18 protein-coding genes and 1 pseudogene are annotated in these 25,274 nt (G+C 63.8%); 10 read left to right on the forward strand and 9 right to left on the reverse strand.

Annotated elements, in window-relative coordinates:
• Positions 1 to 41 precede the first annotated feature (41 nt).
• Both uvrD and ECTOBSL9_RS05600 read left to right on the forward strand, forming a co-directional pair.
• A complete protein-coding gene (gene uvrD / locus ECTOBSL9_RS05595) occupies positions 42 to 2,213 on the forward strand; it encodes a DNA helicase II (RefSeq protein WP_063464239.1) in 2,172 nt (723 codons plus the stop codon).
• Positions 2,214 to 2,457: 244 nt separating this feature from the next.
• Entirely contained in the window at positions 2,458 to 3,561 is a 1,104-nt protein-coding gene (locus tag ECTOBSL9_RS05600; RefSeq protein WP_063464240.1) for a TRAP transporter substrate-binding protein, read from the forward strand.
• A gap of 14 nt (positions 3,562 to 3,575) precedes the next feature.
• Here the strand turns inward: ECTOBSL9_RS05600 and ECTOBSL9_RS05605 are convergent, their stop codons facing one another.
• A complete protein-coding gene (locus ECTOBSL9_RS05605) occupies positions 3,576 to 3,917 on the reverse strand; it encodes a DUF2782 domain-containing protein (protein WP_063464241.1) in 342 nt (113 codons plus the stop codon).
• Positions 3,914 to 4,639: a TIGR00730 family Rossman fold protein gene (locus tag ECTOBSL9_RS05610; protein ID WP_063464242.1), complete on the reverse strand. Its 726-nt coding sequence runs from the start codon at positions 4,637 to 4,639 to the stop codon at positions 3,914 to 3,916. Before ECTOBSL9_RS05610 ends, ECTOBSL9_RS05605 begins: the two co-directional genes overlap by 4 nt.
• A gap of 155 nt (positions 4,640 to 4,794) precedes the next feature.
• On the opposite strand from ECTOBSL9_RS05610, the gene polA reads away from it, so the two are divergent.
• Positions 4,795 to 7,506, forward strand: a complete 2,712-nt coding sequence (gene polA, locus ECTOBSL9_RS05615; RefSeq protein ID WP_063464243.1) for a DNA polymerase I — start codon at positions 4,795 to 4,797, stop codon at positions 7,504 to 7,506.
• 518 nt (positions 7,507 to 8,024) lie between these two features.
• Here polA and yihA read toward each other — a convergent pair.
• Positions 8,025 to 8,663: a ribosome biogenesis GTP-binding protein YihA/YsxC gene (gene yihA / locus ECTOBSL9_RS05620; RefSeq protein ID WP_063464244.1), complete on the reverse strand. Its 639-nt coding sequence runs from the start codon at positions 8,661 to 8,663 to the stop codon at positions 8,025 to 8,027.
• Positions 8,664 to 8,835: 172 nt separating this feature from the next.
• On the opposite strand from yihA, the gene ECTOBSL9_RS05625 reads away from it, so the two are divergent.
• The 6 genes from ECTOBSL9_RS05625 to ECTOBSL9_RS05650 all read left to right on the forward strand — a co-directional run bounded on the left by ECTOBSL9_RS05625 (position 8,836) and on the right by ECTOBSL9_RS05650 (position 16,355).
• Positions 8,836 to 9,459, forward strand: coding sequence for a cytochrome c (locus ECTOBSL9_RS05625; RefSeq protein WP_063464245.1), 624 nt, complete (start codon positions 8,836 to 8,838; stop codon positions 9,457 to 9,459).
• Positions 9,460 to 9,636: 177 nt separating this feature from the next.
• Positions 9,637 to 11,700, forward strand: a complete 2,064-nt coding sequence (locus ECTOBSL9_RS05630) for a cytochrome c biogenesis protein ResB (RefSeq protein WP_063464246.1) — start codon at positions 9,637 to 9,639, stop codon at positions 11,698 to 11,700.
• A 45-nt stretch (positions 11,701 to 11,745) separates the two neighbouring features.
• Positions 11,746 to 13,092, forward strand: a complete 1,347-nt coding sequence (gene ccsB / locus ECTOBSL9_RS05635; RefSeq protein WP_063464247.1) for a c-type cytochrome biogenesis protein CcsB — start codon at positions 11,746 to 11,748, stop codon at positions 13,090 to 13,092.
• Positions 13,093 to 13,197: 105 nt separating this feature from the next.
• Positions 13,198 to 14,046, forward strand: a complete 849-nt coding sequence (locus ECTOBSL9_RS05640; protein ID WP_063466030.1) for an endonuclease/exonuclease/phosphatase family protein — start codon at positions 13,198 to 13,200, stop codon at positions 14,044 to 14,046.
• Positions 14,036 to 15,382: a GGDEF domain-containing protein gene (locus ECTOBSL9_RS05645; protein WP_063464248.1), complete on the forward strand. Its 1,347-nt coding sequence runs from the start codon at positions 14,036 to 14,038 to the stop codon at positions 15,380 to 15,382. The genes ECTOBSL9_RS05640 and ECTOBSL9_RS05645 overlap by 11 nt, the downstream gene beginning before the upstream one ends.
• 79 nt (positions 15,383 to 15,461) lie before the next feature.
• Positions 15,462 to 16,355, forward strand: a complete 894-nt coding sequence (locus tag ECTOBSL9_RS05650; RefSeq protein WP_063464249.1) for a carbohydrate kinase — start codon at positions 15,462 to 15,464, stop codon at positions 16,353 to 16,355.
• A gap of 74 nt (positions 16,356 to 16,429) precedes the next feature.
• On the opposite strand, the gene asnB is transcribed toward ECTOBSL9_RS05650, so the two are convergent.
• From asnB to ECTOBSL9_RS05675, 5 genes and pseudogenes are all read right to left on the reverse strand, one after another.
• Positions 16,430 to 18,442, reverse strand: coding sequence for an asparagine synthase (glutamine-hydrolyzing) (gene asnB / locus ECTOBSL9_RS05655; protein WP_063464250.1), 2,013 nt, complete (start codon positions 18,440 to 18,442; stop codon positions 16,430 to 16,432).
• Between the two features lie 65 nt (positions 18,443 to 18,507).
• A pseudogene (locus tag ECTOBSL9_RS05660) lies at positions 18,508 to 19,571 on the reverse strand (aspartate carbamoyltransferase).
• A 34-nt stretch (positions 19,572 to 19,605) separates the two neighbouring features.
• A complete protein-coding gene (locus ECTOBSL9_RS05665; RefSeq protein ID WP_063464251.1) occupies positions 19,606 to 20,358 on the reverse strand; it encodes a cysteine hydrolase family protein in 753 nt (250 codons plus the stop codon).
• A complete protein-coding gene (locus ECTOBSL9_RS05670; RefSeq protein WP_025280248.1) occupies positions 20,355 to 21,611 on the reverse strand; it encodes a Zn-dependent hydrolase in 1,257 nt (418 codons plus the stop codon). Before ECTOBSL9_RS05670 ends, ECTOBSL9_RS05665 begins: the two co-directional genes overlap by 4 nt.
• Before the next feature lie 92 nt (positions 21,612 to 21,703).
• Positions 21,704 to 22,234, reverse strand: coding sequence for a MarR family winged helix-turn-helix transcriptional regulator (locus ECTOBSL9_RS05675; protein WP_063464252.1), 531 nt, complete (start codon positions 22,232 to 22,234; stop codon positions 21,704 to 21,706).
• Positions 22,235 to 22,373: 139 nt separating this feature from the next.
• Between ECTOBSL9_RS05675 and ECTOBSL9_RS05680 the strand changes: the two genes are divergently transcribed.
• The gene (locus ECTOBSL9_RS05680; protein ID WP_063464253.1) at positions 22,374 to 24,758 is read left to right on the forward strand and encodes a sucrose synthase; all 2,385 of its coding nucleotides are present in this window, start codon (positions 22,374 to 22,376) and stop codon (positions 24,756 to 24,758) included.
• 116 nt (positions 24,759 to 24,874) lie between these two features.
• Here ECTOBSL9_RS05680 and ECTOBSL9_RS05685 read toward each other — a convergent pair whose 3' ends face one another.
• Positions 24,875 to 25,174: a hypothetical protein gene (locus tag ECTOBSL9_RS05685; protein ID WP_063464254.1), complete on the reverse strand. Its 300-nt coding sequence runs from the start codon at positions 25,172 to 25,174 to the stop codon at positions 24,875 to 24,877.
• Positions 25,175 to 25,274 lie beyond the last annotated feature (100 nt).

Consider the following 25,274-nt stretch of genomic DNA (forward strand, 5'->3'; position numbering starts at 1 on the left):
TGGTGCGTTCCGGGAGGTCGGGGTTTTGATAAGATTCGGCCATGGATGTTTCCCCTTTGTTTGATTCCCTGAACGAGGCCCAACGCCAAGCGGTGGGCAGCCCCTCTGGTCCTATCCTGGTGCTGGCCGGTGCCGGCAGTGGCAAGACCCGCGTGCTGGTGCATCGCATCGCCTGGTTGATTCAGGCGGAGGGCCTGTCTCCCCACAGCATTCTGGCGGTCACCTTCACCAACAAGGCGGCCAGCGAGATGCGTGGGCGGCTGGAAGGCCTGCTGGGCATGCCGCCCCGGGGGCTTTGGGTAGGCACCTTTCACGGCCTGTCTCACCGCCTGTTGCGGGCCCATTGGCGCGAGGCCAGGCTGCCGGAGAACTTCCAGATCCTGGACTCGGACGATCAGTATCGCTTGGTGAAGCGCGTGCTCAAGGCCCTGGAGCTGGACGAGGCCCACTGGCCGCCGCGCAAGATGCAGTGGTTCGTCAATGGTCGCAAGGATGAGGGGGTGCGCCCGGCGCACATGCAGGACACCGGCGATCCGGTGAACCGGCAGATGATCCGCTTCTACACGGCCTACGAGCAGGCCTGTCAGCGTGCCGGTGTGGTGGATTTTGCCGAGCTCATGCTGCGCAGCCTGGAGTTGCTGCGCGACAACCCGAGCTTGCTGGAGCATTACCGCAGTCGCTTCCGCCATCTGCTGGTGGATGAGTTCCAGGATACCAACGACATCCAGTATGCCTGGCTGCGTCTGCTGGCCGGTGAGAAAACGCCGGTGTTCGCCGTGGGTGACGATGATCAGTCCATCTATGGCTGGCGAGGTGCCCGCATCGAGCACATCCAGAAGTTCACGCGGGACTTCCCCGGCGCCCTGACGGTGCGTCTGGAACAGAATTACCGCTCCACCGCCACCATCCTGGGGGCGGCCAATACCCTGATCCGTCAGAACGGCTCGCGCCTGGGCAAGGAGTTGTGGACCGACGGGTTGCAGGGGGAGCCGATCAAGCTCTACGGTGCCTTCAATGAATACGATGAGGCCCGGTTCGTGGCCGACCAGCTCCGCGGCTGGCGGGAGGGGGGTGGGGCCTGTCGTGAGGTGGCCATTCTCTATCGCTCCAACGCCCAGTCGCGGGTGCTGGAGGAAACCCTGATCCAGGCGGGCATCCCCTACCGGGTATACGGGGGGCTGCGGTTCTTCGAGCGGGCCGAGATCAAGGATGCCCTGTGCTACATGCGCCTGGTGGCGTCGCGTGACGATGACATGGCCCTGGAACGGGTGATCAATCAACCCACGCGGGGCCTGGGGGAGCGCACCGTGGCGTTGATCCGTGAACAGGCCCGGGAGCAGGGGGTGTCTTTGTGGGATGCCGCTGGCAGGCTGCTGGAGCAGGGCGCCCTGGCGGCCCGGGCCGGTAATGCCCTGAGGGGGTTCAGGGCACTGGTGGACGACATGGCTGCTGCCTGTGCGACTCTGGATCTGCATGAGCAGGTGGAGCATGTGGTCGCGCATTCGGGTCTCAAGGGTCATTACGAGGCAGAAAAAGGGGAGAAGGCTCAGGCGCGGGTGGATAACCTGGAGGAGCTGGTGAGCGCGGCCCGGGGGTTTGTCCACGATCCGGAGCGGCATGAGGACATGAGTCCGCTGACGGCGTTTTTGTCCCACGCGGCCCTGGAGGCGGGCGAGGGTGAGGCGGACGCCTGGGAGGATTGTGTTCAGTTGATGACCCTGCATTCGGCCAAGGGTCTGGAGTTTCCGCTGGTGTTCCTGGTGGGGATGGAGGAGGGCCTGTTTCCGCACCGGATGTCGCTGGAGGAGCCGGGGCGGTTGGAGGAGGAGCGGCGTCTGGCCTATGTGGGGATCACCCGGGCCTGTCGTCGGCTGGTGCTGACGTATGCGGAGAGTCGGCGTCTGCATGGTCGGGAGAGTTATAACGCGCCTTCGCGGTTCATCGCGGAGTTGCCGGAGGATCTGCTGGAGGATGTGCGCCCGCGGGCGACGCTGCGGCGACCGGTGGTGGAGCCGGTGCGAGCCAAGCGTGTGAAGGAGCCGCCGGCACAGGGGCTGGCTCTGGGCGCGCGGGTGCGGCACAGGAAGTTTGGTGAGGGTGTGATCCTGGATTCCGAGGGGCAGGGTTCTTCGGCGCGAGTGCAGGTGCGGTTTGATGGTGAGGGCACCAAGTGGCTGGTGGTGGGATATGCGAAGCTGGAGCCTGTGTCATAAGGTCGGGGTGCTGCGCCGCCCACCAGCGGCCTGCATCGTGGGGCGACGGGCATGGAGGTGCCTTCCCGGTCGTGGCTGGGGGGGTATCCCTGGCCGCGGGACGCCGTGAATACGTCCTTGTAGGCTCGACCGCCGCATCCATGCGGCGAACGCCCGCTCTCAGGGATGCCCCCCAGCCACGACCTGCATTGGGGCGGCATTGGCTACGCAGATTCCATCAAGAAGACATGTGGTGAGGTCTTTCATGCGGCGAAGAGAGTTTCTGGGTAAGGCGGGTGGTCTGGCGGCCCTGGCTTCGGCGGGGGGGCTGGCGGGCTGTGGTTCGCCGGAGGGCAACGCCAGTGACGGGGTGCGGGATACGGGGCTGCGGTTCCACTGGCGCATGGTGACTGCCTGGCCCCATGGCTCTCCGGGTCTGGGAGCGGGGGCGGATTATCTGGCCCGGGCCATCAATGAGCTCTCCGGGGGTCGTATCTCGGTGCGGGTCTTTGGGGCTGATGACCTGGTGCCGGCACTGGAGGTGTTTGATGCGGTGGCACGCGGTTCGGCGGAGATCGGCCATGGGGCGGCTCATTACTGGGATGATGTGGGCCCCGCGGCACAGTTGTTCACGTCGGTGCCCTTTGGCATGAATGCCCAGGAGACCCATGCCTGGCTTTACAAGGGCGGAGGTCTGGAGTTGTGGCGGGATCTTTACCGGCACTTCGATGTCATTCCCTTCCCCTGCGGTAATACCGGTGCCCAGATGGGGGGCTGGTTCAAGCGGGAGATCAACGATTTTGGGGATCTGGAAGGGGTGTCGATCCGCATGTCCGGGCTGGGTGCCCAGGTCATGGATCGGGCCGGGGCCCAGGTGGTCTCCCTGGCCGGTGATGACATTCTTGACGCCCTGCGAGCGGGGCATATTGAGGCGGCGGAGTGGGTGGGTCCTTATGGGGACAAGGATCTGGGTCTGCACCGGTGGGGATGGCATTACTACTACCCGGGCTGGCAGCAGCCCAGTTCACTGGTGGAGGCGCTGATCAACCGTGATGCCTACGAGGCGCTTCCACACGGGTTGCGGCAGGCGGTGACCCATGCCTGCCGGCTGGCCAGTGACCACATGCTCATGGAGTTCACGGCCCGCAACCAGCAGGCGCTGGATGCGCTGATCAATGATTATGGCGTGCCGGTGCGGCGTTTGCCGGAACCGGTGCTGGCGTCGCTGCGACGGCTGACGGATGAGGTGCTGGATGAGATGGCCGAGGAGGACAGCACTGCCCGCCGGGTGATCCGTTCCTACCGGGATTTCCAGTCGCAACTGGCGCGCTGGCGTGCGTTTACGGACCTGGATCCGTTGGCGGGCTGACGAGGGCTCGAACGTTAAAAGCTGAAGATCACCCAGGCCGGGATGAGGATCTTGGGGTCCAGTTCGTCCATCTGGGTTTCCAGGCGACCGTCACCGTCGGTGTCCACCAGGTAGTAGGCTGGGGCATTTTCCGGCTGCACACGGATCATGTACAGCTCGCCCTGGATCCGGAATTCCTCGATACGTTCGCCCTCGCGCTCAATGATGGTGACCTGTGGTTCCATCAAATCCCGCGTGACCTGAGCCGAGTCGTCCAGCAGGGGTGGGGGCGGCGGCGCCGCCTGATCCTGGGCCGACAGGGGGGTGGCCAGGCAGGCGATCAGGATCATGGGGGTGAGTGCGCGGCGTGTGGTCATAGGTCCATGAGCCTCTCGCGTTCTTCGCTGGTGGGTTCCAGACCGCCGTATTCGTAGAAGTTGAAGATGGCGTCGACGACGGACTTGGAATCATCCACCAGGGTGTAAAGGTCCAGGTCTTCCGGGCTGATGGTGCCCTCCGTGACCAGGGTATTCTCGAACCACTCCAGCAACCCCTTCCAGAAGTCCGAGCCCACCAGGATGATGGGGATGCGGCGGGTCTTGTTGGTTTGTACCAGGGTGAGGATCTCCGCCAGTTCGTCCAGGGTGCCGAAGCCACCGGGCAGGACCACATAGGCCGAGGCGTATTTGACGAACATCACCTTGCGGGAGAAGAAGTGCCGGAAGTACAGGGAGACGTCCTGATAGGCGTTGGCGGTCTGCTCATGGGGCAGATTGATGTTCAGCCCGATACTGGGAGACTTGCCACCAAACGCCCCCTTGTTGGCCGCCTCCATGATCCCGGGGCCGCCGCCGCTGACCACGGCAAAACCGGCATCGGACAGATCCCGGGCGATCTTTTCGGCCAGTTGATATGTCGGGCTCTCGGGCGGGATGCGGGCGGAGCCGAAGATGCTCACCGAAGGCTTGATCCGGGCCAGGCGCTCGAAGCCCTCCACGAACTCGCCCATGATCTGGAATATCTTCCAGCTCTCCCGGGTGAGCATGGTGTCATCCATGGGTTGCAGGCCTGGATGGGAGGCTCGCTGGTCACGCTTCATGATGTGCTCGATGTTCCATTGTTTGATTGAAGCATATCCTGTTCCCGGGTTATGGCAAACCGCATTGTTTGGTCATTTTTCCGCATCGGGCCACAATGGAGCCCCCGGTGGCGCCGGCCCCATCGACCCCGTACCCAAAGCATAGAGAACAACCCGTGACTGACAGCAAGCCCCTGGTCCTGGTGGACGGCTCGTCCTACCTGTACCGCGCCTTTCATGCCCTGCCGCCCTTGTCCAACTCCCGGGGCGAGCCCACAGGGGCCGTGCTGGGTGTGGCCAACATGCTGCGGCGGCTGATGAGTGATTATCAGCCCGATCACATGGTCGTGGTGTTCGATGCCAAGGGGCGCACCTTCCGGGACGATCTCTACGATCAGTACAAGGCCAACCGTCCACCCATGCCCGATGAACTGGCGGCCCAGGTGGACCCCCTGCACGAACTGGTGCGGGCCATGGGCATCCCCATCCTGGTGGTGCCGGGGGTGGAGGCGGACGATGTGATCGGCACCCTGGCCCGTCAGGCCCGACGGGATGGCATGGAGGTGGTGATCTCCACCGGCGACAAGGACCTGGCGCAACTGGTGGAGCCGGGCGTGACCCTGGTGAACACCATGACGGGCACGACCCTGGATGAGGCCGGCGTGAAGGAGCGCTTTGGCGTGCCACCATCGCTGATCGTGGACTACCTGAGCCTGGTGGGGGACACCTCGGACAACGTGCCCGGCGTGGACAAGGTGGGCCCCAAGACGGCGGTGAAATGGCTCGAGGCCCACGGGGATCTGGACGCCATCATGGCCCATGCCGACGACATCAAGGGCAAGGTGGGTGAGAACCTGCGCGCCAGCCTGGACAGCCTGCCCCTGTCCCGGGAACTGGTTACGGTGCGCTGTGACCTGGCGCTGGATCTGGCGCCCACGGGACTGGAACTCCAGTTACCGGAGTCCGAGACCCTGCGCGGCCTGCTGGAGCGCTTCGAATTTCGCAGCTGGCTCAAGGAATTGGGTGGCGATGCCCAGGAGGGGGAGGCGCAGCCCGAACAGGCAGGTGCCGGAGGTGATCCCGTGGAGTACGAGATCCTGCTGGAACAGGAACAGCTGGATCGCTGGCTGGAAAGGCTGCAAACGGCAGACTTGTTCGCCTTCGACACCGAGACCACCAGTCTGGACTACATGCAGGCGCAGGTGGTGGGGGTGTCCTTCTCGGTTCGCCCCGGCGAGGCGGCCTATCTGCCCCTGGCCCATGACTATGCCGATGCCCCACAACAATTGCCCCGCGAGGAAACCCTGGCCCGGCTGAAGCCCCTGCTGGAGGACCCGGGCCGGCCCAAGCTGGGGCATCACCTCAAGTACGATCGCAACGTGCTGCTCAACCACGGCATCGAGCTGCGCGGCATCGCCCACGACACCATGCTGTCGTCCTACGTGCTCAACAGCACCGCCAGCCGCCATGACATGGATACCCTGGCCGAGCGGCACCTGGGAATCCGCACCACCCATTACGAGGAGGTCGCCGGCAAGGGAGCCAAGCAGATTTCCTTCTCCCAGGTCCGCCTGGATGAGGCGGCCCCCTATGCCGCCGAGGATGCCGACGTCACCCTGCGCCTGCATGAGTACCTTTGGGGGCGGCTTCAGGGAGAGCCGGGGCAGCGTCGTATCTACGAGGACCTGGAAATCCCCCTGGTGACGGTGCTCTCGCGCATGGAGCGGGCCGGGGTGCGGGTGGATGCGGACCTGCTCTTCACCCAGAGCCATGAGCTGTCCGACCGCATGGGAGAGATCGAGCGCCAGGCCCATGAGGTGGCCGGCGGCAGTTTCAATCTGAGTTCGCCCAAGCAGATTCAGGAGATCCTGTTCGAGCGCCAGAAGCTGCCTGTGGTGCGCAAGACGCCCAAGGGGCAGCCCTCCACCGCCGAGGATGTGCTGGAACAACTGGCGGCGGATTACCCGTTGCCCCGGCTGATCCTGGAGTATCGCGGCCTGTCCAAGCTCAAATCCACCTATACCGACAAGCTGCCGGGTCGCATCGACCGTGACACGGGGCGGGTGCACACGTCCTATCATCAGGCGGTGACCAGCACCGGGCGCCTGTCCTCCTCGGAGCCCAACCTGCAGAACATCCCCGTGCGCACACCCGAGGGGCGGCGCATCCGCCAGGCCTTTGTGGCGCCCGAGGGGCGGGTGATCATGGCCGCCGACTACTCACAGATCGAATTGCGCATCATGGCCCATCTGTCCGGTGACAAGGGTCTGGTGGAGGCCTTCAGTCAGGGCATGGACATCCACCAGGCCACGGCCGCCGAGGTCTGGGGGCTGGAGACGGACCAGGTCAGCCATGAACAGCGACGTGCTGCCAAGGCCATCAACTTCGGCCTGATCTACGGCATGTCGGCCTTCGGGTTGGCCCGGCAGCTGGGCATCGAGCGGGGGGCCGCCCAGGAGTATGTGGATCGCTACTTCGCCCGCTATCCTGGCGTGAAGGCCTATATGGACGATACCCGGGAGCGGGCCAGGGAGCAGGGCTATGTGGAGACGGTCTTCGGTCGCCGCCTCTATCTGCCGGATATCAAGGCCCGCAATGCCCAGGTGCGCAATCAGGCGGAACGCCTGGCCATCAATGCCCCCATGCAGGGCACGGCGGCAGACATCATCAAGCGGGCCATGCTGGCAGTGGATGACTGGATCCAGTCATCCGGGCGGCCCCTCACCATGATCATGCAGGTGCATGACGAACTGGTGTTCGAGGTGGATGAGGGGGCCGTGGAGGCGGTGCGCGAGGAACTCAACCGGCTCATGTGTCAGGCGGCAGAGCTTGAGGTGCCGCTGGTGGTGGACGTGGGTGTGGGTGCCAATTGGGACGCGGCACACTGATCTTCGTGTACTCCCAGTGAGATGTGTTTCACGTTTTGGAACATTGATTTCCAGTGGGCACCCAGGACCAGAACTTTCCCTTGAAGGCCCTGTCTGTGAGGGTAAGCGCTCCGGATGGGGCGCTTCCCGCTTAACCCCCTGAGCGGGATGCTCTGACTCCCCCAAGTCGAGCCCAAGCCTGGCCCCGCGTCGTGAAAGCGTCGCGGGGCTTTTTTTTGGGCTTTACCTGATAAAAACACTGAACCATTGCCCCGGCGGGTAGTCACAAGGGTTAAGCGCTGCAGCCCGGCGCTTCCCGCTTACCTCCCTGAGCGGGATGGCTCGCACTCCCCCAAGTCGAGCCAACCTCTGCCCCGGACCGGCCAACCCCCAATGGCCCCCGGGGCTTTTTTTTGCCTTGACTGCCACGCATCACGGTGGTGAGGCACTCCCGCTGATGAAACTGACCTACCAGACCCCTCTCCCCTGCGGGGAGAGGTCAGTGGTTGTCGCTGAGCCTGGGTTCTTCCACGCCAATCTTACTGTTCCGGTGATTCCGAGGCCTCCGCCTCTGGCTGATCGGCCGAGAAGAGCCAGTGATCCAGCACTGAATGGGCATCATCCACGCCCTGCTTCTTGAGCGATGAGAAGGGTTGTACCGTGGCTTCCACGTCCTCGGCGCCCAAGGCGGACGCCACCTGGCGTACCGTGTCCAGGGCAGGGCCGCGCTTGAGCTTGTCGGCCTTGGTGAGAAGGACGTGCAAGGGCAGTTGCCGTTGATGGGCCCAGCCGACCATTTGCCAGTCGTGTTTCGTGAGGGGGTGGCGGATATCCATCACCAGGATCAGACCGCGCAGGCATTCGCGGCCCGCCAGGTATTGCTCCATCAAATGTCCCCAACGGCGGCGTACCGCCTCAGGCACCTTGGCGTAACCGTATCCGGGCAGGTCCACCAGGCGGTGGTCCTCGTCCAGGGCGAAGAAGTTGATGAGCTGAGTCCTGCCAGGCGTCTTGCTGGTACGCGCCAATGCCCTTTGCTGGCACAATGTATTGACGGCGCTGGACTTGCCAGAGTTGGAGCGGCCGGCGAAGGCGACTTCGCGCCCTGTTTCCGGTGGCAAGCCCTTGAGGCTGGCGGCACTGGTCAGGAACTCGGCCCGGGAGTAAACCGGGTTCATTTAGTGTCTAACTCGCTTGGCGATGATTGAGGACCACCCCTGCCTGCTTTTGCGGCGGGGGGGTGAGTGTGATATACATTGCGGCTATTTTGAGGTTGCGCCGGTCGCGTCCGGGTGCCACAGGTTACCAAAGAAAAGCGCACACTGTTTCAGGTTCAGGAGTCAACCCACAATGAAAAAACTTGTCGTAATTGCCGCTGCAACCCTGGGAATGAGTCTGTCGGCGTCGCTGCACGCCGAGCCGGGCGATCCCGAGCGCGGCCAGTCACTGTCCACCCCATGCATTGCCTGCCACCAGGCAGATGGTAACAGCGCAAACCCCGCCTGGCCGAAGATCGCCGGCAAGGACAAGGCCTATCTCTTCAAGCAGCTCATGGACTACAAGGCAGGTGACCGCAGCCACGCGCTGATGAACCCCCAGGTGGCTCAGCTCGATGAGCAGGATATGCGGGACCTGGCAGCGTTCTACGCCAGCCAGGAGGCCTCCCCGGGCCGCACCAGTGCTGATGACGAGACCCTTGCCCTGGGCAAGCAGATCTACTTTGGCGGTAACGTGAGCGAAGGCGTGGCTGCCTGTGTGGCCTGTCATGGTCCTGGCGGCAAGGGCAACCCCGCCGCGGTGTTCCCCAAGGTGGCCGCCCAGCATGGCGCCTACAGCCTGGATCAGCTCCAGCAGTTCAGCAAGGGTGAGCGCGCCAATGACCCGGGCCGGATGATGCGCAGTGTGGCCTCGCGCATGTCCGAGGAGGAAATGAAGGCGGTTTCCGAGTACATGGCGACCCTGGATCCCAAGTGATCCATGTCTGGTAGGTCCTGAAGAAGGGGTGGCTTGCGTCACCCCTTTTTTCATGGTCGGCCCAATGCGTCTGAGCGCGCTGGTATTACCCGGATCTTTTCCAGGTTTTCGTGGTCAGAGTGCCCATTCCATCCACAGAACGGGCCACATCGGTATCCCAACGGGTTTCCTCAAAGCATGAATCGCTCTCCCCAGGAATCTGCATCCCCGCGACATCCCTCCCGCCTCTCCATTCTGGTGAGCTTTCTGGGATCCATGAATCTGGCCATCACCCTCTTGGTGATTCTGGCCGTGGCCTCGGTGGTTGGCACGGTGCTGGAGCAGAACCAGCCCTTCCAGAACTATCTGATGAACTTCGGGCCGTTCTGGCACGAACTGTTCCGCACCCTCAACCTCTACAACGTCTACGCCGCGGGCTGGTTCCTGTTTGTGCTGGCCTTTCTGGTGGTCTCCACAGCCGTCTGCATCTACCGCACCACGCCGACCATGCTGCGCGACATGCGCAATTTCCGTCTGAACGTACGGGAAAAGTCCCTGCGCAGCTTTGCCCATAATGTGCAGCGCGAAACACACCCCGAGGCACCCACGCAGGTGCTGGAGCGCACCGGCAAGGTGCTGGGGGCGCGTGGCTACCGGGTTCGCCAGGTGGAGCAGCCGGATGGCACACGTCTGTTGTCGGCCATGCGCGGTAGCGGCAACCGCCTGGGCTATTTCTTCACCCATGGGGCCATCGTCATCATCTGCGTGGGTGGCCTCATCGACGGGCGCGTGCCGCTGATGCTGGCGGAGATGAGCGGCCGGCTTGTGCTGGAAACCCGGGAGATTCCCGCCTCGCAGGTGCCCGAGCAAAGTCGCCTCGGGCCCTCCAACCCCTCGTTCCGTGGGAGTGTGGAGATCCCCGAGGGTCACAGTGCCAATGTGGCCTTCATCACCATTCGCGACGGCTATGTGGTGCAGGACCTGCCCTTTCGCATCGAGGTGAAGGATTTTCGCGTGGAGCGGCACGAAACCGGCCAGGAGCGCGCCTATGAGTCCGACCTGGTCATTCATGACGACGATCTGGACGAGCCCCTGACCCGCACCATCAGCGTGAACGAGCCTCTGGTTCATCGCGGCTATGCCATCTACCAGGCCAGCTTCCGCGATGGCGGTTCCTTCCTCGACCTGAATCTGCACCACCTGGGGCGGGGCGCCCGGGACCCGCTGGCGCTGGATACGAGAGTCTACGGCAATCACGTTCAGGAACTGACCGACGGCAGCCGATACACCTTCGAGTTCACCGATCTTCAGACCCACAACATCGGCACTGTGGTGGATGGTGACGGAAACGCGGAGCGCCGTGACATGGGGCCGAGCCTGGATTACACCATCCGAGACCCCAGCGGCTCGGGCATGTTCTTCCGGGCCATGAAGAACCCAATGGAGCGGGATGGCACGAGTTTCCTGCTCATCGGCGTGCGTCATGGTACGGCGGAACCATTCCAGTATCTGTACATGCCCCAGGATCCGGGCGGGAGTGGCGTGGACCGTTTCATGCGCATGGTCTCCCTGCTCAATGACGACCAGCAGGTGGCCGAAGTGGTGGGCGAGGTAGCCGCCTCGGCCGCCCGCCAGTTCCAGGGTACTCAAGGGGAGGTTCCCCTGGACGTGGTGGAGTCCATCATGATCCGCCTCATGGACCTGTTTGTTCAGGGGGGCTACGACGCCATCGTCGCCGATATCGAGCAGCGCGCACCCCAGCAGCAGTGGGAAGCGCTCATGGACCTCTTCGGCCGGGTGGTGAACATGACCCTGCGGGAGTTGTACATGCGCGTCCTGGAGGAGGAGGGCATTGAGTCCATGACCGGCGTGGACGCCGCCTATCTGGATGACGCCCTGGTGGCCCTGGATGCCTTGCCCCATTTCGGTTCGGATTTTCTGATTACCTTCAACGATTTCGAGCATGTGCAGGCCTCGGGCCTGATGATCAGCAAGGCGCCGGGTCAGAACGTGGTCTACTTTGGCAGCCTGATGCTGATCGTGGGCATCTTCCTCATGCTGTACATGAGTCATCGACGCTGCTGGTTGATGGTCCGGCCCGCCGGGCAGGGCAGCCAGCTGGTTTTCGCTGGCACCAGCAACCGGAATATGCTGGAATTCGACGAGGAATTTGACACACTCAGTCGTCATGTGCTCGGGCAGGAGAGCCCCGGCAATGCCACCGGTCCCGGCCAGGAAGGGTCGGAGAACACACCCCGGTGATCCCCATGAATCCAATCCGGTTTAGCACGACGGGAGGTAAGAATCATGTCCGTCCCGCATGACACCATCGGGGCTGAATACCCCGGCTTTTTCAAACGCCTGTCCTTGACCGACTGGTTGTGGGCGGCCCTGGTCACGGTATCCACCGTGTTCGTCCTGGCCGTGTTCGGCGGCTACATGGATATCTACCAGGTGATCACGCTGATCATCCACGCCGCCGCAGGCATCTGGATGGGCTGGTACTGGAAGCCCTTCCGGGCTTATGCCCTGGCCGTGGGGCTTTTGAGTGTCCTTGGGGTGCTCAGTTACGGTGATTCCCTGGCGCGGGCCGAGACCAACTTCTTCCTCAAGTATCTCGTCTCCGGGCAGTCGGCCGTCATGTGGATGTGCGCCCTGCTGTTCATGTCCACGGCGGCGTACATCGCCTACCTGTTCCGCCGCGATGCCACGGGCACGGGGGGGGTGATGCCCGCGATGGTGACCGCCGCGGGCACCGGACTGCTCGGGGGTGTCCTGCTCTGGCTGGGTCAGGCGGGCATCGTGCCGGGGCTGGAATGGGTCAGCCCGCTGGCCTTTCTGGTGGCCGTTGGGGCGCTGACCGGGCCGCTGAGCCGCACCGAATTCAGTGCGCAGGTGGGTGGCGCGCTGGCCTGGGTGGCCGCCACCTTCGGCCTGGTGGGGCTGTTCGTGCGCTGGCGCGAGACCTACCTGCACGACCCCGCCTGGGGCTACATCCCGGTGAGCAACCTCTGGGAAGTGTTCGTGCTGTTCTGCGTGGTCACTGTCCTGATGTACCTCTATTACGAGGGTCGTAGCCGGAATCGGGGCATGGGTGGCTTCGTGCTGCTGCTGGTCAGTGGCGCGGTGGCCTTCCTGCTGTTCTACACCCTGGACCGTCAGGCCCACGAGGTGCAGCCCCTGGTACCGGCGCTACAGAGCTGGTGGATGAAGGTGCATGTGCCGGCCAACTTCATCGGCTACGGCGGCTTTGCCATTGCCGCCATGCTGGGCGTGGCCTACCTGATGCGGGCTCGCGGTGAGCGCCGTCGCCCCGATGGTCTGCTGGCCACTCGTCTCCCCGGGCGGCAGGTTCTTGACGATGTGATGTACAAGTCCATTGCCATCGGCTTCGCCTTCTTCACCATCGCCACGGTCCTGGGGGCCATGTGGGCCGCGGAGGCCTGGGGCGGTTACTGGTCATGGGATCCCAAGGAGGTCTGGGCCCTGATCGTCTGGCTCAACTATGCGGCCTGGCTACACATGCGCTTCACCAAGGGATGGCGCGGAGTGCCCATGGCCTGGTGGGCCATCATCGGCTTGTTCCTCACCACTTTTGCCTTCGTGGGAGTGAACATGTTCCTCGGCGGGCTGCATTCTTACGGGGCCATCTGATCCATGGCACCGGTGCTTGCCGAGCGATACCTTGAACGGCTGGGGCTGGATCATCGTGACCAGCCCGGGATCACCCTGGACGGTCCCCTGGCTTCCAGTCTCTCCATGGGGCCGAGCACGCCGCCGGTCCAGGGTCAGCGGCTGCGCATTCTCAGCTACAACGTCCAGGTGGGCATTGCCTCGGGCCGCTTCCACCATTATCTGACCAACAGCTGGAAGCACGTCCTGCCCTACGGCGGGCGCATGGGCAACCTGGACAGCATCGCCCGGTTCATTGCCGGCTTTGATCTGGTGGGCCTGCAGGAACTGGACGCTGGCAGCCTGCGCAGCAACTTCGTCAATCTGGCCGAGTACCTGTCCCGCCAGAGCCAGCTGCCCTACTGGTACAGCCAGACCAACCGTAATCTGGGCAAGTTCGCCAAGCACAGCCTGGGGTTGTTGTCCCGCTATCAGCCCCACTCGGTGATGGAGCACCGTCTGCCCAGCCGAATCCCGGGCCGGGGGGCGCTGGAGGCCCATTTCGGGGCCGAGAGCGGCGAGGATTCCCTGGTGATCATGCTGGTGCACCTTTCCCTGGGGCGCAAGACGCGCATGCGTCAGCTGCAGTACATCGGTGAAGTCCTGCGGGATCACGAGCACGTGGTGGTGATGGGGGATCTGAACACCCCGACCCATTCAGACGAAGTGCGCCGGCTGGTGCGCAACACGCGCCTGCAGGAGCCCCTGGACAGTGCCAAGACCTACCCGAGCTGGCGACCCATGCATGCCTTCGACCACATCCTGGTCACGCCGGGCCTCGGTCTTGAACAGGTGCATGTCTATAACCTCAACTATTCCGATCACCTGCCGGTGGGCGTGGAGCTGGTCATTCCGGATTCCGTGAAGCTGGCCCAGTTCCACGCTGAGGGTCAGGCGGGCGGACACGTGAGAAGAGGCCCTGTGGGTGAACACTGATGAGGCACGCCGCAAGTGCCTGGAGACCATTCGGCAGCTGGAACAGGAACTGGATGATCGGGCAGTCCTAGAGGCCAATTTGCGGCGCCTGCTGAACCGTTTGTGCATGGCCGCCGAGGGCGGACATCCGCATCTGGACCCGATCCTCAACCGCCTGCAACTGGATGTGCAGGCGGAAGCCGCGCTCACACCGGCGCAGCTGGAGGCCTACCTGAACGAGTTGTCCGGTCTGTTGCATGACCGTGTTCGAGGGGGCATTCCGGCGGCCCACCTGTCCCCCATTGCCGGCGATGCGGCGGAGATTCGCTCCCTGGGTCTGCAACTGCTGGTGGAACTGGCCTCGCTGCCCCGACTGCAGGATGCCATGAATCGTCTGCGCCAGGAATTGCGTGTGAGCGAGCGTGTGCCCCCCTGGTCGGAATGGGTCTCCCGCGTGGCCCAGGCAGTGCATCAGTGCCTGAGCGACCTTCATCATCAGCGGGAGGAGATGGAAGACTTTCTGCAGGATATCACCCGGGAACTGGCCAGCTTCGATGGCTATCTGGCCGGCCAGGGCGACCACCTGCGTGACTCGCAACGCAACCGCGAGGCGTTCCAGGGCAACGTGGAGCGGGAGATGTCCCGACTGGATAACGGATTATCGGACGGGACCCTGGATCTTGCCCATCTCAAGGAACTGGTACGGGGGCGCATTCGGGCCATCGGCCAGCACATGGAGACCTATCGGGAACAGGAGGGCCTGCGGGACCAGGGGGCCCGCATCGAGGCCGAACGCCTGCGTCAGCGGGTGGCAGACCTGGAGCAGCAGTCAGCGCAGTTGCGCGAGGCCTTCCTTTGGCAGCAGCGCCGTGCCCACCTGGACAGCCTGTCCGGCCTGCCCAACCGTGAGGCCTTCGATGAACGCATTCGTGATGAACTGAGCCGCTGGGCCCGCCTCGGTACTCCCCTGAGCCTGGTGGTATGGGACATCGATCACTTCAAGCAGGTGAACGATACTTATGGTCATAGCGCCGGTGACCGGGTGATCACGGCCGTGGCCCACTGCCTCAAGGAGCGCGCCCGGCGCACCGACATGGTGGCCCGTTACGGAGGCGAGGAGTTCGTCATGATCCTGGTGGGCACGCCCGCCACCGAGGCATTGGCCTTCTGCGACTCTCTGCGCCAGGTAGTGGCCGATCTGGGTTTTCATTTCGACGGCGATCCGGTGGCCATCACCCTGTCCGCCGGTGTGACTGAGGCCCGGGTAGGGGATACCCCGACGACCCTGTTCGATCGTGCCGACAAGGCGCTCTATCAGGCCAAGCACCAGGGGCGCAACCGCTGCGTGCAGGGTTGACCGGCCTGGTCGGCCACTTGCCAAGCCCTTTTCGCGCTGGGTAACCTCGAAGTCTTCCACACCATCGCAGGAGGCCGACGTGACAGCCAATCCCGAACCCGTGATCTTCGGGGAAGTGCTCTTCGACTGCTTTGCAGAACGCTCCGTGCTGGGCGGCGCTCCCTTCAATGTGGCCTGGAACCTCAAGGGGCTGGGGCGCGATCCGTTGTTCATCGGCGCGGTGGGCGAGGACGAACTGGGTGTGCGGGTGCAGCAGGCCCTGTCGGCCTGGGGAATGCGCCCCGAGGGCCTGCAGGTGGAGCCGGATCACCCCACGGGGCAGGTTCAGGTCACATTGAGCGGCGGCGAGCCCCAATACGAGATTCTGGCGGATCAAGCCTACGATCATGTGGACGTGACGCACGCCCTGGGGGGGCTCCCCCGCGGCGGCATCCTCTATCACGGCAGTCTGGCGCTGCGCGAGCTGGCGTCGCGCCGGGGCCTGGAGACCCTGCGGGATCACATGGGTGCCCGGGTCTTCATGGATGTGAATCTGCGCGCACCCTGGTGGGAGCGTGAAGTGGTGCATGACCTGATGGGTCGAGCCACCTGGGTGAAGCTGAATCAGGATGAGTTGTCGGCATTGGCGCCCGAGCCTGCGGACGATCCGGAAGTGCAGGCGCGCCTGACCCTGGCCTGTTTCGATCTGGAGGCCATCATTGTCACCCGCGCTGCTGACGGGGCCATGGTACTCACGCGTGACGGTGCCGTGCACGCCATGCACGCCCCGAAGGTTGAGGGGCTCAAGGACACCGTGGGGGCAGGGGATGCCTTCAGCGCGGTCACTTTGCTGGGGTTGCTGGAGGGGTGGCCGTGGGATGTGATCCTGCATCGTGCTGCCGGGTTTGCAGCCAGGGTGTGCACCCTGCATGGGGCCACCACGGAGGATGCGGGGTTCTATGCGTCGGCTCACGACGCCTGGAGATCCCCCTAGGGGGAGAAGGCCGGGGGATGAGGGGAAGGATCGCACCCAACCCCTCTCCCCAGGGGGGAGAGGGGCTTATGACCTCAGGGATGCCACCCCAGGGCCTCGGCCCGCTTGCGGGCCACTCGGGGAATGTCCTGGGCCACGAAATGACTGTGCAGCACCTGCACACCGATCATGTGGTTGATCACGGCATCCAGCTGCACCTGGGTTGAGGGGGTGGTGTCCGGCGCATCATGCAGGTCGAACAGGGCCTGCACGCCAGCCGGGTCCAGCAGGCCCGCCTCTTTCACCGCGTCATCCGACAGATACTGATCCGCCAGCGCCCGCATGGCCGCCCACTTCTTGGGGTCGGTATGGGCCGGCGGCGCCATGAAGGCGAACTTCTCACGCTCGTACAGCACCTTGGGAAGCAGTCCCTTCATGGACTCGCGCAGCACGTATTTCTCCGTGCGTCCCTTGATACGCATGGACGGGGGCAGCTGGGTGGCGAACTCCGCCAGGTGATGATCCAGGAACGGCGGACGGGCTTCCATGGAATTGGCCATGTCCACGCGGTCGCCACCCCAGGTGAGGATCTGGCCTTCCAGCATGGTCTTGATCCACACGTACTGGGCCTTGTCCAGCGGGTGACGGCCTTCGATCATGTCCCTGTCCAGTGCGTCGGCGATGGCCCGGCCTGGCTCATAGCCTTTCACCTGCTCCCGCATGTGGGGAGCCATCAGGCCCGGGGCGTGTTCGGCGCTGGCCAGCCAGGGCTGCAGACAGGAGGGCGTGAAACCCACCAGGGCGTCCAGGGCCGGATCGTGGAGTTCGTTCTCCGCCAGCATGGCCCCCTGGAAGAGCTGATTGCTCTCCGACAGCATTTGTTGCCAGCTGGCCCGCTCGGCTGGGGACAGGGTGTCCAGGCCGTGGAGGAACATGTCCCGGCGGAAGGAGGGGTAACCGCCGAACAGCTCATCGGAGCCCTCGCCGGTGACCACCACCCGGTAGCCGGCCTTGTTTACGTGGCGGCTCATGAGCAGCTTGGCCACGCCCAGGGTGTTGTAGATGGTGCGCTCGGCGTGCCACAGGGTCTCCACCAGGTTGTCGTAGAGATGATCCGCGTTCAGGGTCATCACGTCCTGATCGGCACCCACGCTTTCGGCCATTTCGGTGGCGATGGCCGTCTCGTCGTAGTCAGCATTGTCGAAGCCGATGGTAAAGGCCTTCACCGGGGATTGCTGATGGGCCGCCGACAGGCCCAGGGTGATGCACGAGTCGATGCCACCGGAGAGGTAGCAGGCCACGGGCACGTCGGCTTCCAGGCGCAACTGCACCGCTTCCATGAGCCTGTCGCGCACGCCCTCGATGTAATAGGACTCGTCCTTTTCCTCACCCCGCTCGGACATCAGCGGGAAGTCCATGTCCCAGTAGCGGTCGTCGCGGATCTCGAACTTGCCATGACGCCGCTCAATGGTGACCACATGACCGGGCTTCACCTGGTTGATGCCCTCGAAGGCGGTCTGACCGGGCACCATGGTCTGCATCAGCTGATGATAAAGACCCCTGGCCTCGAAGCGGCGCGGCACTTCAGGGTGGGCAAACAGCACCTTGAGTTCCGAGCCGAACACCAGGGTGCCATTGACCTGGGTCCAGTACAGGGGCTTCACGCCGAAACGGTCGCGAATGAGCATCAGGCGGTCGTGCCGGCGGTCGTACAGGGCCATGCCGAATTCACCCCGCAGATGCGGCAGCATGTCCTCCAGGCCCAGGTCCTGGTACAGATGCAACACCATCTCCGAGTCACTCTTGGTGCGGAACCTGGCGCCCCGGGAGGTGAGGTCGGTGCGGATGCGCTTGTAATCGTACAACTCACCGTTCACCGCCAGCATGAGGTTGTTGTCCGGCGACATGAACGGCTGCCGGCCGCGGTTCTCATCCAGGTCGATGATGGTCAGACGGGCATGGGAGAAGCCCACGCCGCGGTCGTCCTGCACCTTGTAGCCGAAGCCGTCGGGGCCACGGTGGTACTGGATGGCCGCCATGGCCACCAGGGTTTCGGGATCCACCGGTTGATGGGGATCGGCGTGCATGACGCCGGCGATGCCGCACATAGGAAACTCCTCGTTAATGAATTCGTATCAGCTGATGCCTGGGATCGAACGGGCAGGAAGCAGGTTCAGGTGTCCATCACTTCGCTCACACGGCGCACCATGCAGGTGAGCAGGGCCATGCGCACGAACACCGCGCCCCTGGCCTGGGCGAAGTACCAGTTGTGGCGGGTGGGGTCCAGATCCGTGTCCAGCTCCTTGCCCCGGGCAAGGGGGTGCAGGATGATGGAGTCCTTCTTCAAGGGGGAGGCGGTGGAGAGTTTCAGTTCTGCGCCCATCTGCTCGAAGCTGTCACCCACCCAGGCAATGGCGTTGATGTACACCACGTCCAGGTCGGGAAGCTCCGGTTCCAGCTGGTTGGACACGCGTACCGACAGCCCTGCCTCGCTCAGTTCCTCCGCCTGACCCTCGTCGAAGGGGGCCTCCTGGTCCGTGAAGATCACCACTTCCTCAATGGCCGTGTGAAAGCGTGCCAGCAGGAGCAGCAGACTGCGCACGGTGCGCATGCGATTGGGCACGCCGATGATGCCCACGCGGATACGCTTGTGGCGGGGCAGGTCCGGGTCCAGCAGCTCGGGGCGCCACTTGAAGATGGTATACACGTCCGCCATCGCCTGGGTGGGGTGCTCGTCAATGCCGTTGCCGGCATTGACGATGGGGATGCGCAGCGCATCCAGCATGTCGTAGACGGAGCGGTCCTCGTTGTTGCGCAGGACGATCACATCGCCGTAGTTGTTGAACATCTCGGCGATGTCCTGGATGGATTCGCCCTTGGCCATGCCCGTGCTCTTGGGATCGGTGATGGACATGATGTCCCCCCCAGGCGGTGCCAGGCACTCTCGAAGGAGAGGCGTGTGCGGGTGCTGGGTTCGTAGAAGGCACTGATCAGGATCTTGCCTTGCAGCGGCAGGTGCATGAGCGCCGGTGTGCTCTCGTACTGGGCCGACAGGCGGAACAGCTGGGTGAGGGTGTCCCGGTCAAACTGCCGCGAGGACACCACGTGCCGACTGGCCAGGGCCAGCAGCGGGCCGGGATCTTCGGGGATGCTCTCTGCCAGGGCTCGGGGCCGCTCGATGCCGGCGGTACCGTCCTTGGGGCGAAGCGGCTTTTGAAGCTGCGAGTCGACTACCATGACTAATGCCTCTTTGACTGGGAAAGACAACGGTTCAATCGGCGATCCCTTCCACCTTGGAGATCTCTGCCAGGGCCTGGTCAGTACTCATCACTCGGGCGTAGCGGTCCTTCATGGTGAGTATCGTGGCCCGCTGCAGTTCGGGGGTCACCGTGGCGCTGGCGTCTTCGATCAGGGTGACGTAAAAACCCAGGTCGCACGCATCCCGAATGGCCGTGGAGACGCATTCGTTGCTGTAAACCCCCACCACGAACAGGGCGGTTATATTGAGGTTGCGCAGCACATACTCGATGTTGGTGGCCGTGAAGACGCCACTGGCCGTCTTGTTGATGATGATCTCGTCACCCTGAGGCGCCACGATCTCAAGGAAATCCGCCTCCTTGGACCCCGGCGCCGCATGCAGGCCCAGGCGCTTGTGACCCGGACCCCGGTCCCGGCCGTCCTGGGTGAGGGACTGGATGCGGGTGTGGATCACCTCCAGGCCCAGGGAGCGGAAGCCGTCCTGCAGACGGCGCACATTGGGCAGGACCGTGTTCTCCAGGCGATCGAAGTAGTAGTCCTGGGACTCGGGGGGCAGACCGGAGCGTTCCGCGTCGGCAAACACCCCCCAACCCCGGGCGGCATCCAGATATTGCAGGTCAATGCAGAGCATCGCTGCATGGTGGGTGCCCAGGGCCCGGGTCAGGGCCCGGTTGGTGATGAGGGTCTCCCGGTACTGCTCGCGCAGCGGGTCGACGTTTTCGTAGGTGGCGCTGGGTGCCGTGTTCTGGGTCTTGTTATTGCTCACTTGAGTTCCCCTCCGCTCTCGGTGGCCAGCGACAGGATGGCCTGCAGCATCAGGTTGGCCCCGCGTTCGATGTCTTCCCAGTTGGTCCACTCTGCCGCCGAATGGCTGCGCCCCTCCAGGCTGGGCACGAAGATCATCCCGGTGCGGGTGAGCGAGGCCATGATCTGGGCATCATGGGCGGCGCCGCTGGGCAGGCGAAGGTCTTTCAGGTCCAGTGCGCGCGCCTTGTCCTCCAGCAGTTGCACCAGCGCCGGGTCGCAGCGTTGCGGAGGCAATTCCGAGAGCACTTCGAACTCGAACATCAGCGAACGTCGCCGGGCCATGGTCGAGAGGGTGCGACGGAAGGCATCCGCCAGGTTGGTCAGGGTGTCCGGGTCCGTATCCCTCACGTCCAGGGAAAAGCTGGTGTAGCCGGGCACGGTATTGGCGGCACCGGGCTTGAGTTCCACGCGGCCGATGGTGGCGCGGCTGTGGGGGCTGCCGTGTTCTTCCAGAATGCGTTCGATCTCGCCGGCAAATTCGGCCAGCCCCTGGAAGGTGTCGTTGCGCATGTCCATGGGGGTGGTGCCGGCGTGATTGGTCTGCCCCTTGAGTTGCACGTCCCACTTGAACAGGCCGGTGATGGCTTCCACCACGCCGACGCTGATCTTGCCGCGATCCAGTACCGGACCCTGCTCGATGTGCAGCTCCAGATAGGCGTGGATGGAATCCCTGGGTCGACGGGCGAACAGGGCGGCATTGGCATCCAGCCCCCAGGCGGCCATGGCTTCGGTGAGGGTGATGCCATCCAGGTCCCGGGCCGCATGGATCATGGCCGGGGTCAGTTGGCCCGCCACCGCCTGAGAGCCGAACAGACCGCCGAACCGACCTTCCTCGTCGGTGAAGTTCACTACTTCCAGAGGGTGGCGCAGGGGCAGGCCCGACTCCTTCACAGTGCGCAGCACCTCCAGCCCGACGAGTACACCCAGGGCCCCATCCAGGGGGCCTCCACCCGGCACGGTGTCCAGATGGGAGCCCATCATCACGCTGGGACGCTGACCATCCCAGTCCAGGCGACCATGCAGATTGGCGGCGCCATCCTCGTAGAAGTCCAGGTCCGCCTCAAGAATGCGCTCCCGAAACCACTGACGCCCGGCGAGATCCCCTTCGCTGAAGGCCATGCGATGAATGCCGCGGTCGGCATCCCGGCCAATGGCTGAAAGGGCCTCGATGTCGTGCTGCAGGCGTTGGAAATTGATTCGGATGGGCGTCATTCAGTCCCCTCTCTGCTATGCATATGACCTTTGGATGGTACTAGGCCGGGTGGCTGCAAGGCCAGCGATGCCCCGGGTCGAGGATGGCACCGTCAATCGTCGGCGATGGGCTTGAGTGCCGCCTTTTCGTCCGGGGTTTCCATGATCTCCAGCAGATCCCCCAGGCCCGCCTCCAGGGCGGCAAGGCTTTCGGCGGGCAGCGCCTGCAGGGCCCGGTTGAGTTCACCCTGGGCCGGAGCGGGGGCGTTGTCCAGCAGGCTTTGCCCCGCTGGCGTCGTGAACAGCCGGACCACCCGCTGATCGCGACCGGCCCTGCGACGCTCCAGCAGGCCCTTGCGTTCCAGCTTGTCCAGCATGTTGGAGGCCGTCGACACGTGTATGGAGAGTCGCTGGGACAGATCTCCCACGCTCAAACCGGGCTCCAGTTGAACCTCCCAAAGGGCCCACAGCTGTGCGGCACTGACGCCGCAGTCTTCCTGGATGCGTCGGGAGTGCCCCTGCAGCGAACGGAACAGCACCCGCAGTCGCTGGATGACCGCCTGCACGCGCATCTCTTCGGCGCGAACGCCGCTGCCATGCTGTTCGGCAGGTGGGGAGTGAACTCGTGTCTGAAGGCTGGCCATGGCATGTTCTTTTTGCACAAATCCTTTTTGTACAATAGCATTAAGGCGAACAGCCCACAAATGGGCTTGCCGGTCGGCCTTGCTACACTGAGCAGGCCACGTATCACCTGCCATCCGATGCGCACCAGGGGGACACAGCATGTTGGAAGCCTTGCGGGAAAACATTACCCAACACCGGGAATTCACCTACCTGTTGCTACGTCGCTATCAGAATTTCGGGCGCGCCTTCGTGCTGCGCTCGGACCTGCAGGATGCCTTCCGGGAACTGGAGGCGGAGCATGACAGCCCACCCCCGGACACCTCGGCCCTGGCACAGATGGTGGAGGATGTGCAGGAGGCGGTGATCACTCCGCCCTGGGTCGCGTTCTCCGTGCGCCCCCGCGTAGGCCGCTGGGTCTACCTGCGCATCCATGCCGATGAGCTGGCGGTGGAGCCGCTCAGCGTGAGCGAGTTCCTGGGCTCGAAGGAGCGCATGGTGGCCCCTCACCTGGAGGAAGACCGCCCCCTGGAGTTCGACATCGGTGCCTTTCAGCGCAACTTCCCCAACATGCGCGAATCCCGATCCATCGGCCAGGGCGTGGAATTCCTCAACCGCAAGCTCTCCAGCCAATTGTTCGACGGCCAGGGCCAGGGTTTCGACAAGCTGTTCCAGTTCCTGCGGGAGCATCGCTGCAACGGCCAGCAACTGATGATCAATGATCGGGTGCGGGATGTGGATGGCCTGCGCAGGGCCATTCGCTCCGCCGAGAAGATGCTCGCCCGCAAGGACCGACAGACCCCCTGGGCAGAGGTGGCTCACGCGCTGCAGGACCTGGGCCTGGAGGCTGGCTGGGGCAAGGACGTGGGCCGGGTGATTGAAAGCCTGCAACTGCTCTCGGAGTTGCTTGAGGCGCCCTCGCCCAAGACCCTGGAGCACTTCCTGGCGCGTATCCCCATGATCTTCAGCATGCTGATCCTCTCGCCCCATGGGTTCTTCGGGCAGTCCAATGTGCTGGGGCTGCCCGACACCGGCGGGCAGGTGGTCTACATCCTGGACCAGGTGCGGGCCCTGGAGCGGGAGATGCACGACCGACTGGCCGAGCAGGGCCTGGACATCCAGCCCCGCATCCTGGTGGTGACTCGCCTCATTCCCGAGGCCCGGGGCACCACCTGCGACCAGCCCGAGGAGATGATTTCCGGCACCCAGAACGCCAAGATCCTGCGCGTGCCCTTCCGCGGCCGCGATGGCGAAGTGGTGCCCCAGTGGACTTCCCGTTTCGAGATCTGGCCTTATCTGGAGCGTTTCACCAATGACGTGGAGACCCGGGTGCGTGCGGAACTGGGAGGGCGTCCCGATCTGATCGTGGGCAACTATTCCGATGGCAATCTGGTGGCCACCCTGCTGTCGGCGCGCATGCACGTCACCCAGTGCAACATCGCCCACGCCCTGGAGAAGACCAAGTACCTGTACTCGGATCTCTACTGGAAGGAAAACGAGGAGCACTATCATTTTTCCTGCCAGTTCACCGCCGACCTCATTGCCATGAACGCGGCGGATTTCATCATCACCAGTACCTACCAGGAGATTGCTGGCACCGATCACGCCATCGGCCAGTACGAGAGTTATGGTTCGTTCACCATGCCGGACATGTATCGCGTGGTGAATGGGATTGATGTGTTCGATCCCCGATTCAACATCGTTTCACCGGGGGCGGATTCCGAGGTGTATTTCTCCCATCAGAAAGGCGAGCGGCGCATGAAGGGGCTGCATGAGGAGCTGCACGAGATGGTCTTCGGCGGCCCGCACCCGGAGGGGCGCGGCGTGCTGGCGGAACCGGACAAGCCCATCATCTTCACCATGGCCCGTCTGGACCGCATCAAGAACATCACCGGCCTGGTGTCCTGGTATGCGGCCAACCCGGAACTGCGCAAGCGGGCCAACCTGGTGGTGGTGGCCGGTTACACCGATGCCTCCCGTTCCTCCGATCGGGAGGAGCAGGAGCAGATCGCGCACATGCATCATCTGTTCGATGAATATGGTCTGGAGGACCAGGTGCGCTGGTTGGGGGTGCGCCTGGACAAGGTGCTCTGCGGCGAACTCTACCGCTATATTGCCGATCACCGCGGCGTGTTCGTGCAGCCGGCCCTGTTCGAGGCCTTTGGTCTGACGGTGATCGAGGCCATGGTGTCGGGGCTGCCCACGTTTGCCACCCTCTACGGGGGGCCGCTGGAGATCATCGAGCATGGGCATTCCGGGTATCACATCGACCCGAACCACGGGGACGAGGCAGCCGAAACCCTGATGGAATTCTTTACCCGCTGCGAGCGCGACCCGGGCCACTGGAACCGCATCTCCCAGGCCGGTATGGACCGGGTGGAGGCCCGCTACACCTGGAAACTCTATGCCGAACGCATGATGACCCTGTCCCGTATCTACGGGTTCTGGAAGTACGTCACCAACCTGGAACGGGCCGAGACCCGGCGCTATCTGGAGATGTTCTACGCCCTCCAGTACCGGCCCCTGGCGGCCCGGCTGGAGGGGTGAAACTACGAGAAAACAGGTCGGATTATGAATGCCGACATCTGAAATCTCCCAAATACTGGCCCAGAAGCGGCGGGCTGTCCGAGGTTATCCCCTCTGTAAATCGCTCTGGGGGTGCCTCAGAACCGGCTCCACTCGATCTTGAGGATCTGCCCGTCGCTCACAGTGATGGTGTAGTTCAGGTCGTTGTGGCGGTAGAACCAGGTCTCAGAGACCCGCCATTCAAGGCAGCCGCGCCTTTCCTGGCGCACGCAGGTTTCCTGGCTGCTGCGATAGCGAGGCTCGCCCATGTGCTCCAGCAGCAGCCAGGCGGGACTGCCTTCGCGGATGAGCACACCGTCGAAGCGCAGGCTGGAGGCCTGGGATGTCGTGGCCACCAGGAGCAGTAGCAGAAGTAACCATGTCCAATGCTTGAGCATATGATCGCGGGCCTTGTGACGGGGGGTCGGATGACATCATAGCAGCGGACTGCGCTGCGTCCTCACCCCCACAGCAGCGGCGAAGAACCACAGCACCGGC

The sequence above is a fragment of the Ectothiorhodospira sp. BSL-9 genome (assembly GCF_001632845.1).
Classification (GTDB): domain Bacteria; phylum Pseudomonadota; class Gammaproteobacteria; order Ectothiorhodospirales; family Ectothiorhodospiraceae; genus Ectothiorhodospira.

What these genes read in the sequence shown, in the direction of transcription:
- uvrD (WP_063464239.1), top strand. Translation starts at nt 42, where the DNA reads ATGGATGTTTCCCCTTTGTTTGATTCCCTGAACGAGGCCCAACGCCAA.
- ECTOBSL9_RS05680 (WP_063464253.1), top strand. Translation starts at nt 22,374, where the DNA reads ATGTTGGAAGCCTTGCGGGAAAACATTACCCAACACCGGGAATTCACC.
- asnB (WP_063464250.1), bottom strand. Translation starts at nt 18,442, where the DNA reads ATGTGCGGCATCGCCGGCGTCATGCACGCCGATCCCCATCAACCGGTG.
- ECTOBSL9_RS05675 (WP_063464252.1), bottom strand. Translation starts at nt 22,234, where the DNA reads ATGGCCAGCCTTCAGACACGAGTTCACTCCCCACCTGCCGAACAGCAT.
- ECTOBSL9_RS05610 (WP_063464242.1), bottom strand. Translation starts at nt 4,639, where the DNA reads ATGAAGCGTGACCAGCGAGCCTCCCATCCAGGCCTGCAACCCATGGAT.
- ccsB (WP_063464247.1), top strand. Translation starts at nt 11,746, where the DNA reads ATGTCCGTCCCGCATGACACCATCGGGGCTGAATACCCCGGCTTTTTC.
- ECTOBSL9_RS05630 (WP_063464246.1), top strand. Translation starts at nt 9,637, where the DNA reads ATGAATCGCTCTCCCCAGGAATCTGCATCCCCGCGACATCCCTCCCGC.
- ECTOBSL9_RS05670 (WP_025280248.1), bottom strand. Translation starts at nt 21,611, where the DNA reads ATGACGCCCATCCGAATCAATTTCCAACGCCTGCAGCACGACATCGAG.
- ECTOBSL9_RS05605 (WP_063464241.1), bottom strand. Translation starts at nt 3,917, where the DNA reads ATGACCACACGCCGCGCACTCACCCCCATGATCCTGATCGCCTGCCTG.
- ECTOBSL9_RS05625 (WP_063464245.1), top strand. Translation starts at nt 8,836, where the DNA reads ATGAAAAAACTTGTCGTAATTGCCGCTGCAACCCTGGGAATGAGTCTG.
- ECTOBSL9_RS05685 (WP_063464254.1), bottom strand. Translation starts at nt 25,174, where the DNA reads ATGCTCAAGCATTGGACATGGTTACTTCTGCTACTGCTCCTGGTGGCC.
- ECTOBSL9_RS05640 (WP_063466030.1), top strand. Translation starts at nt 13,198, where the DNA reads ATGGGGCCGAGCACGCCGCCGGTCCAGGGTCAGCGGCTGCGCATTCTC.
- yihA (WP_063464244.1), bottom strand. Translation starts at nt 8,663, where the DNA reads ATGAACCCGGTTTACTCCCGGGCCGAGTTCCTGACCAGTGCCGCCAGC.
- ECTOBSL9_RS05600 (WP_063464240.1), top strand. Translation starts at nt 2,458, where the DNA reads ATGCGGCGAAGAGAGTTTCTGGGTAAGGCGGGTGGTCTGGCGGCCCTG.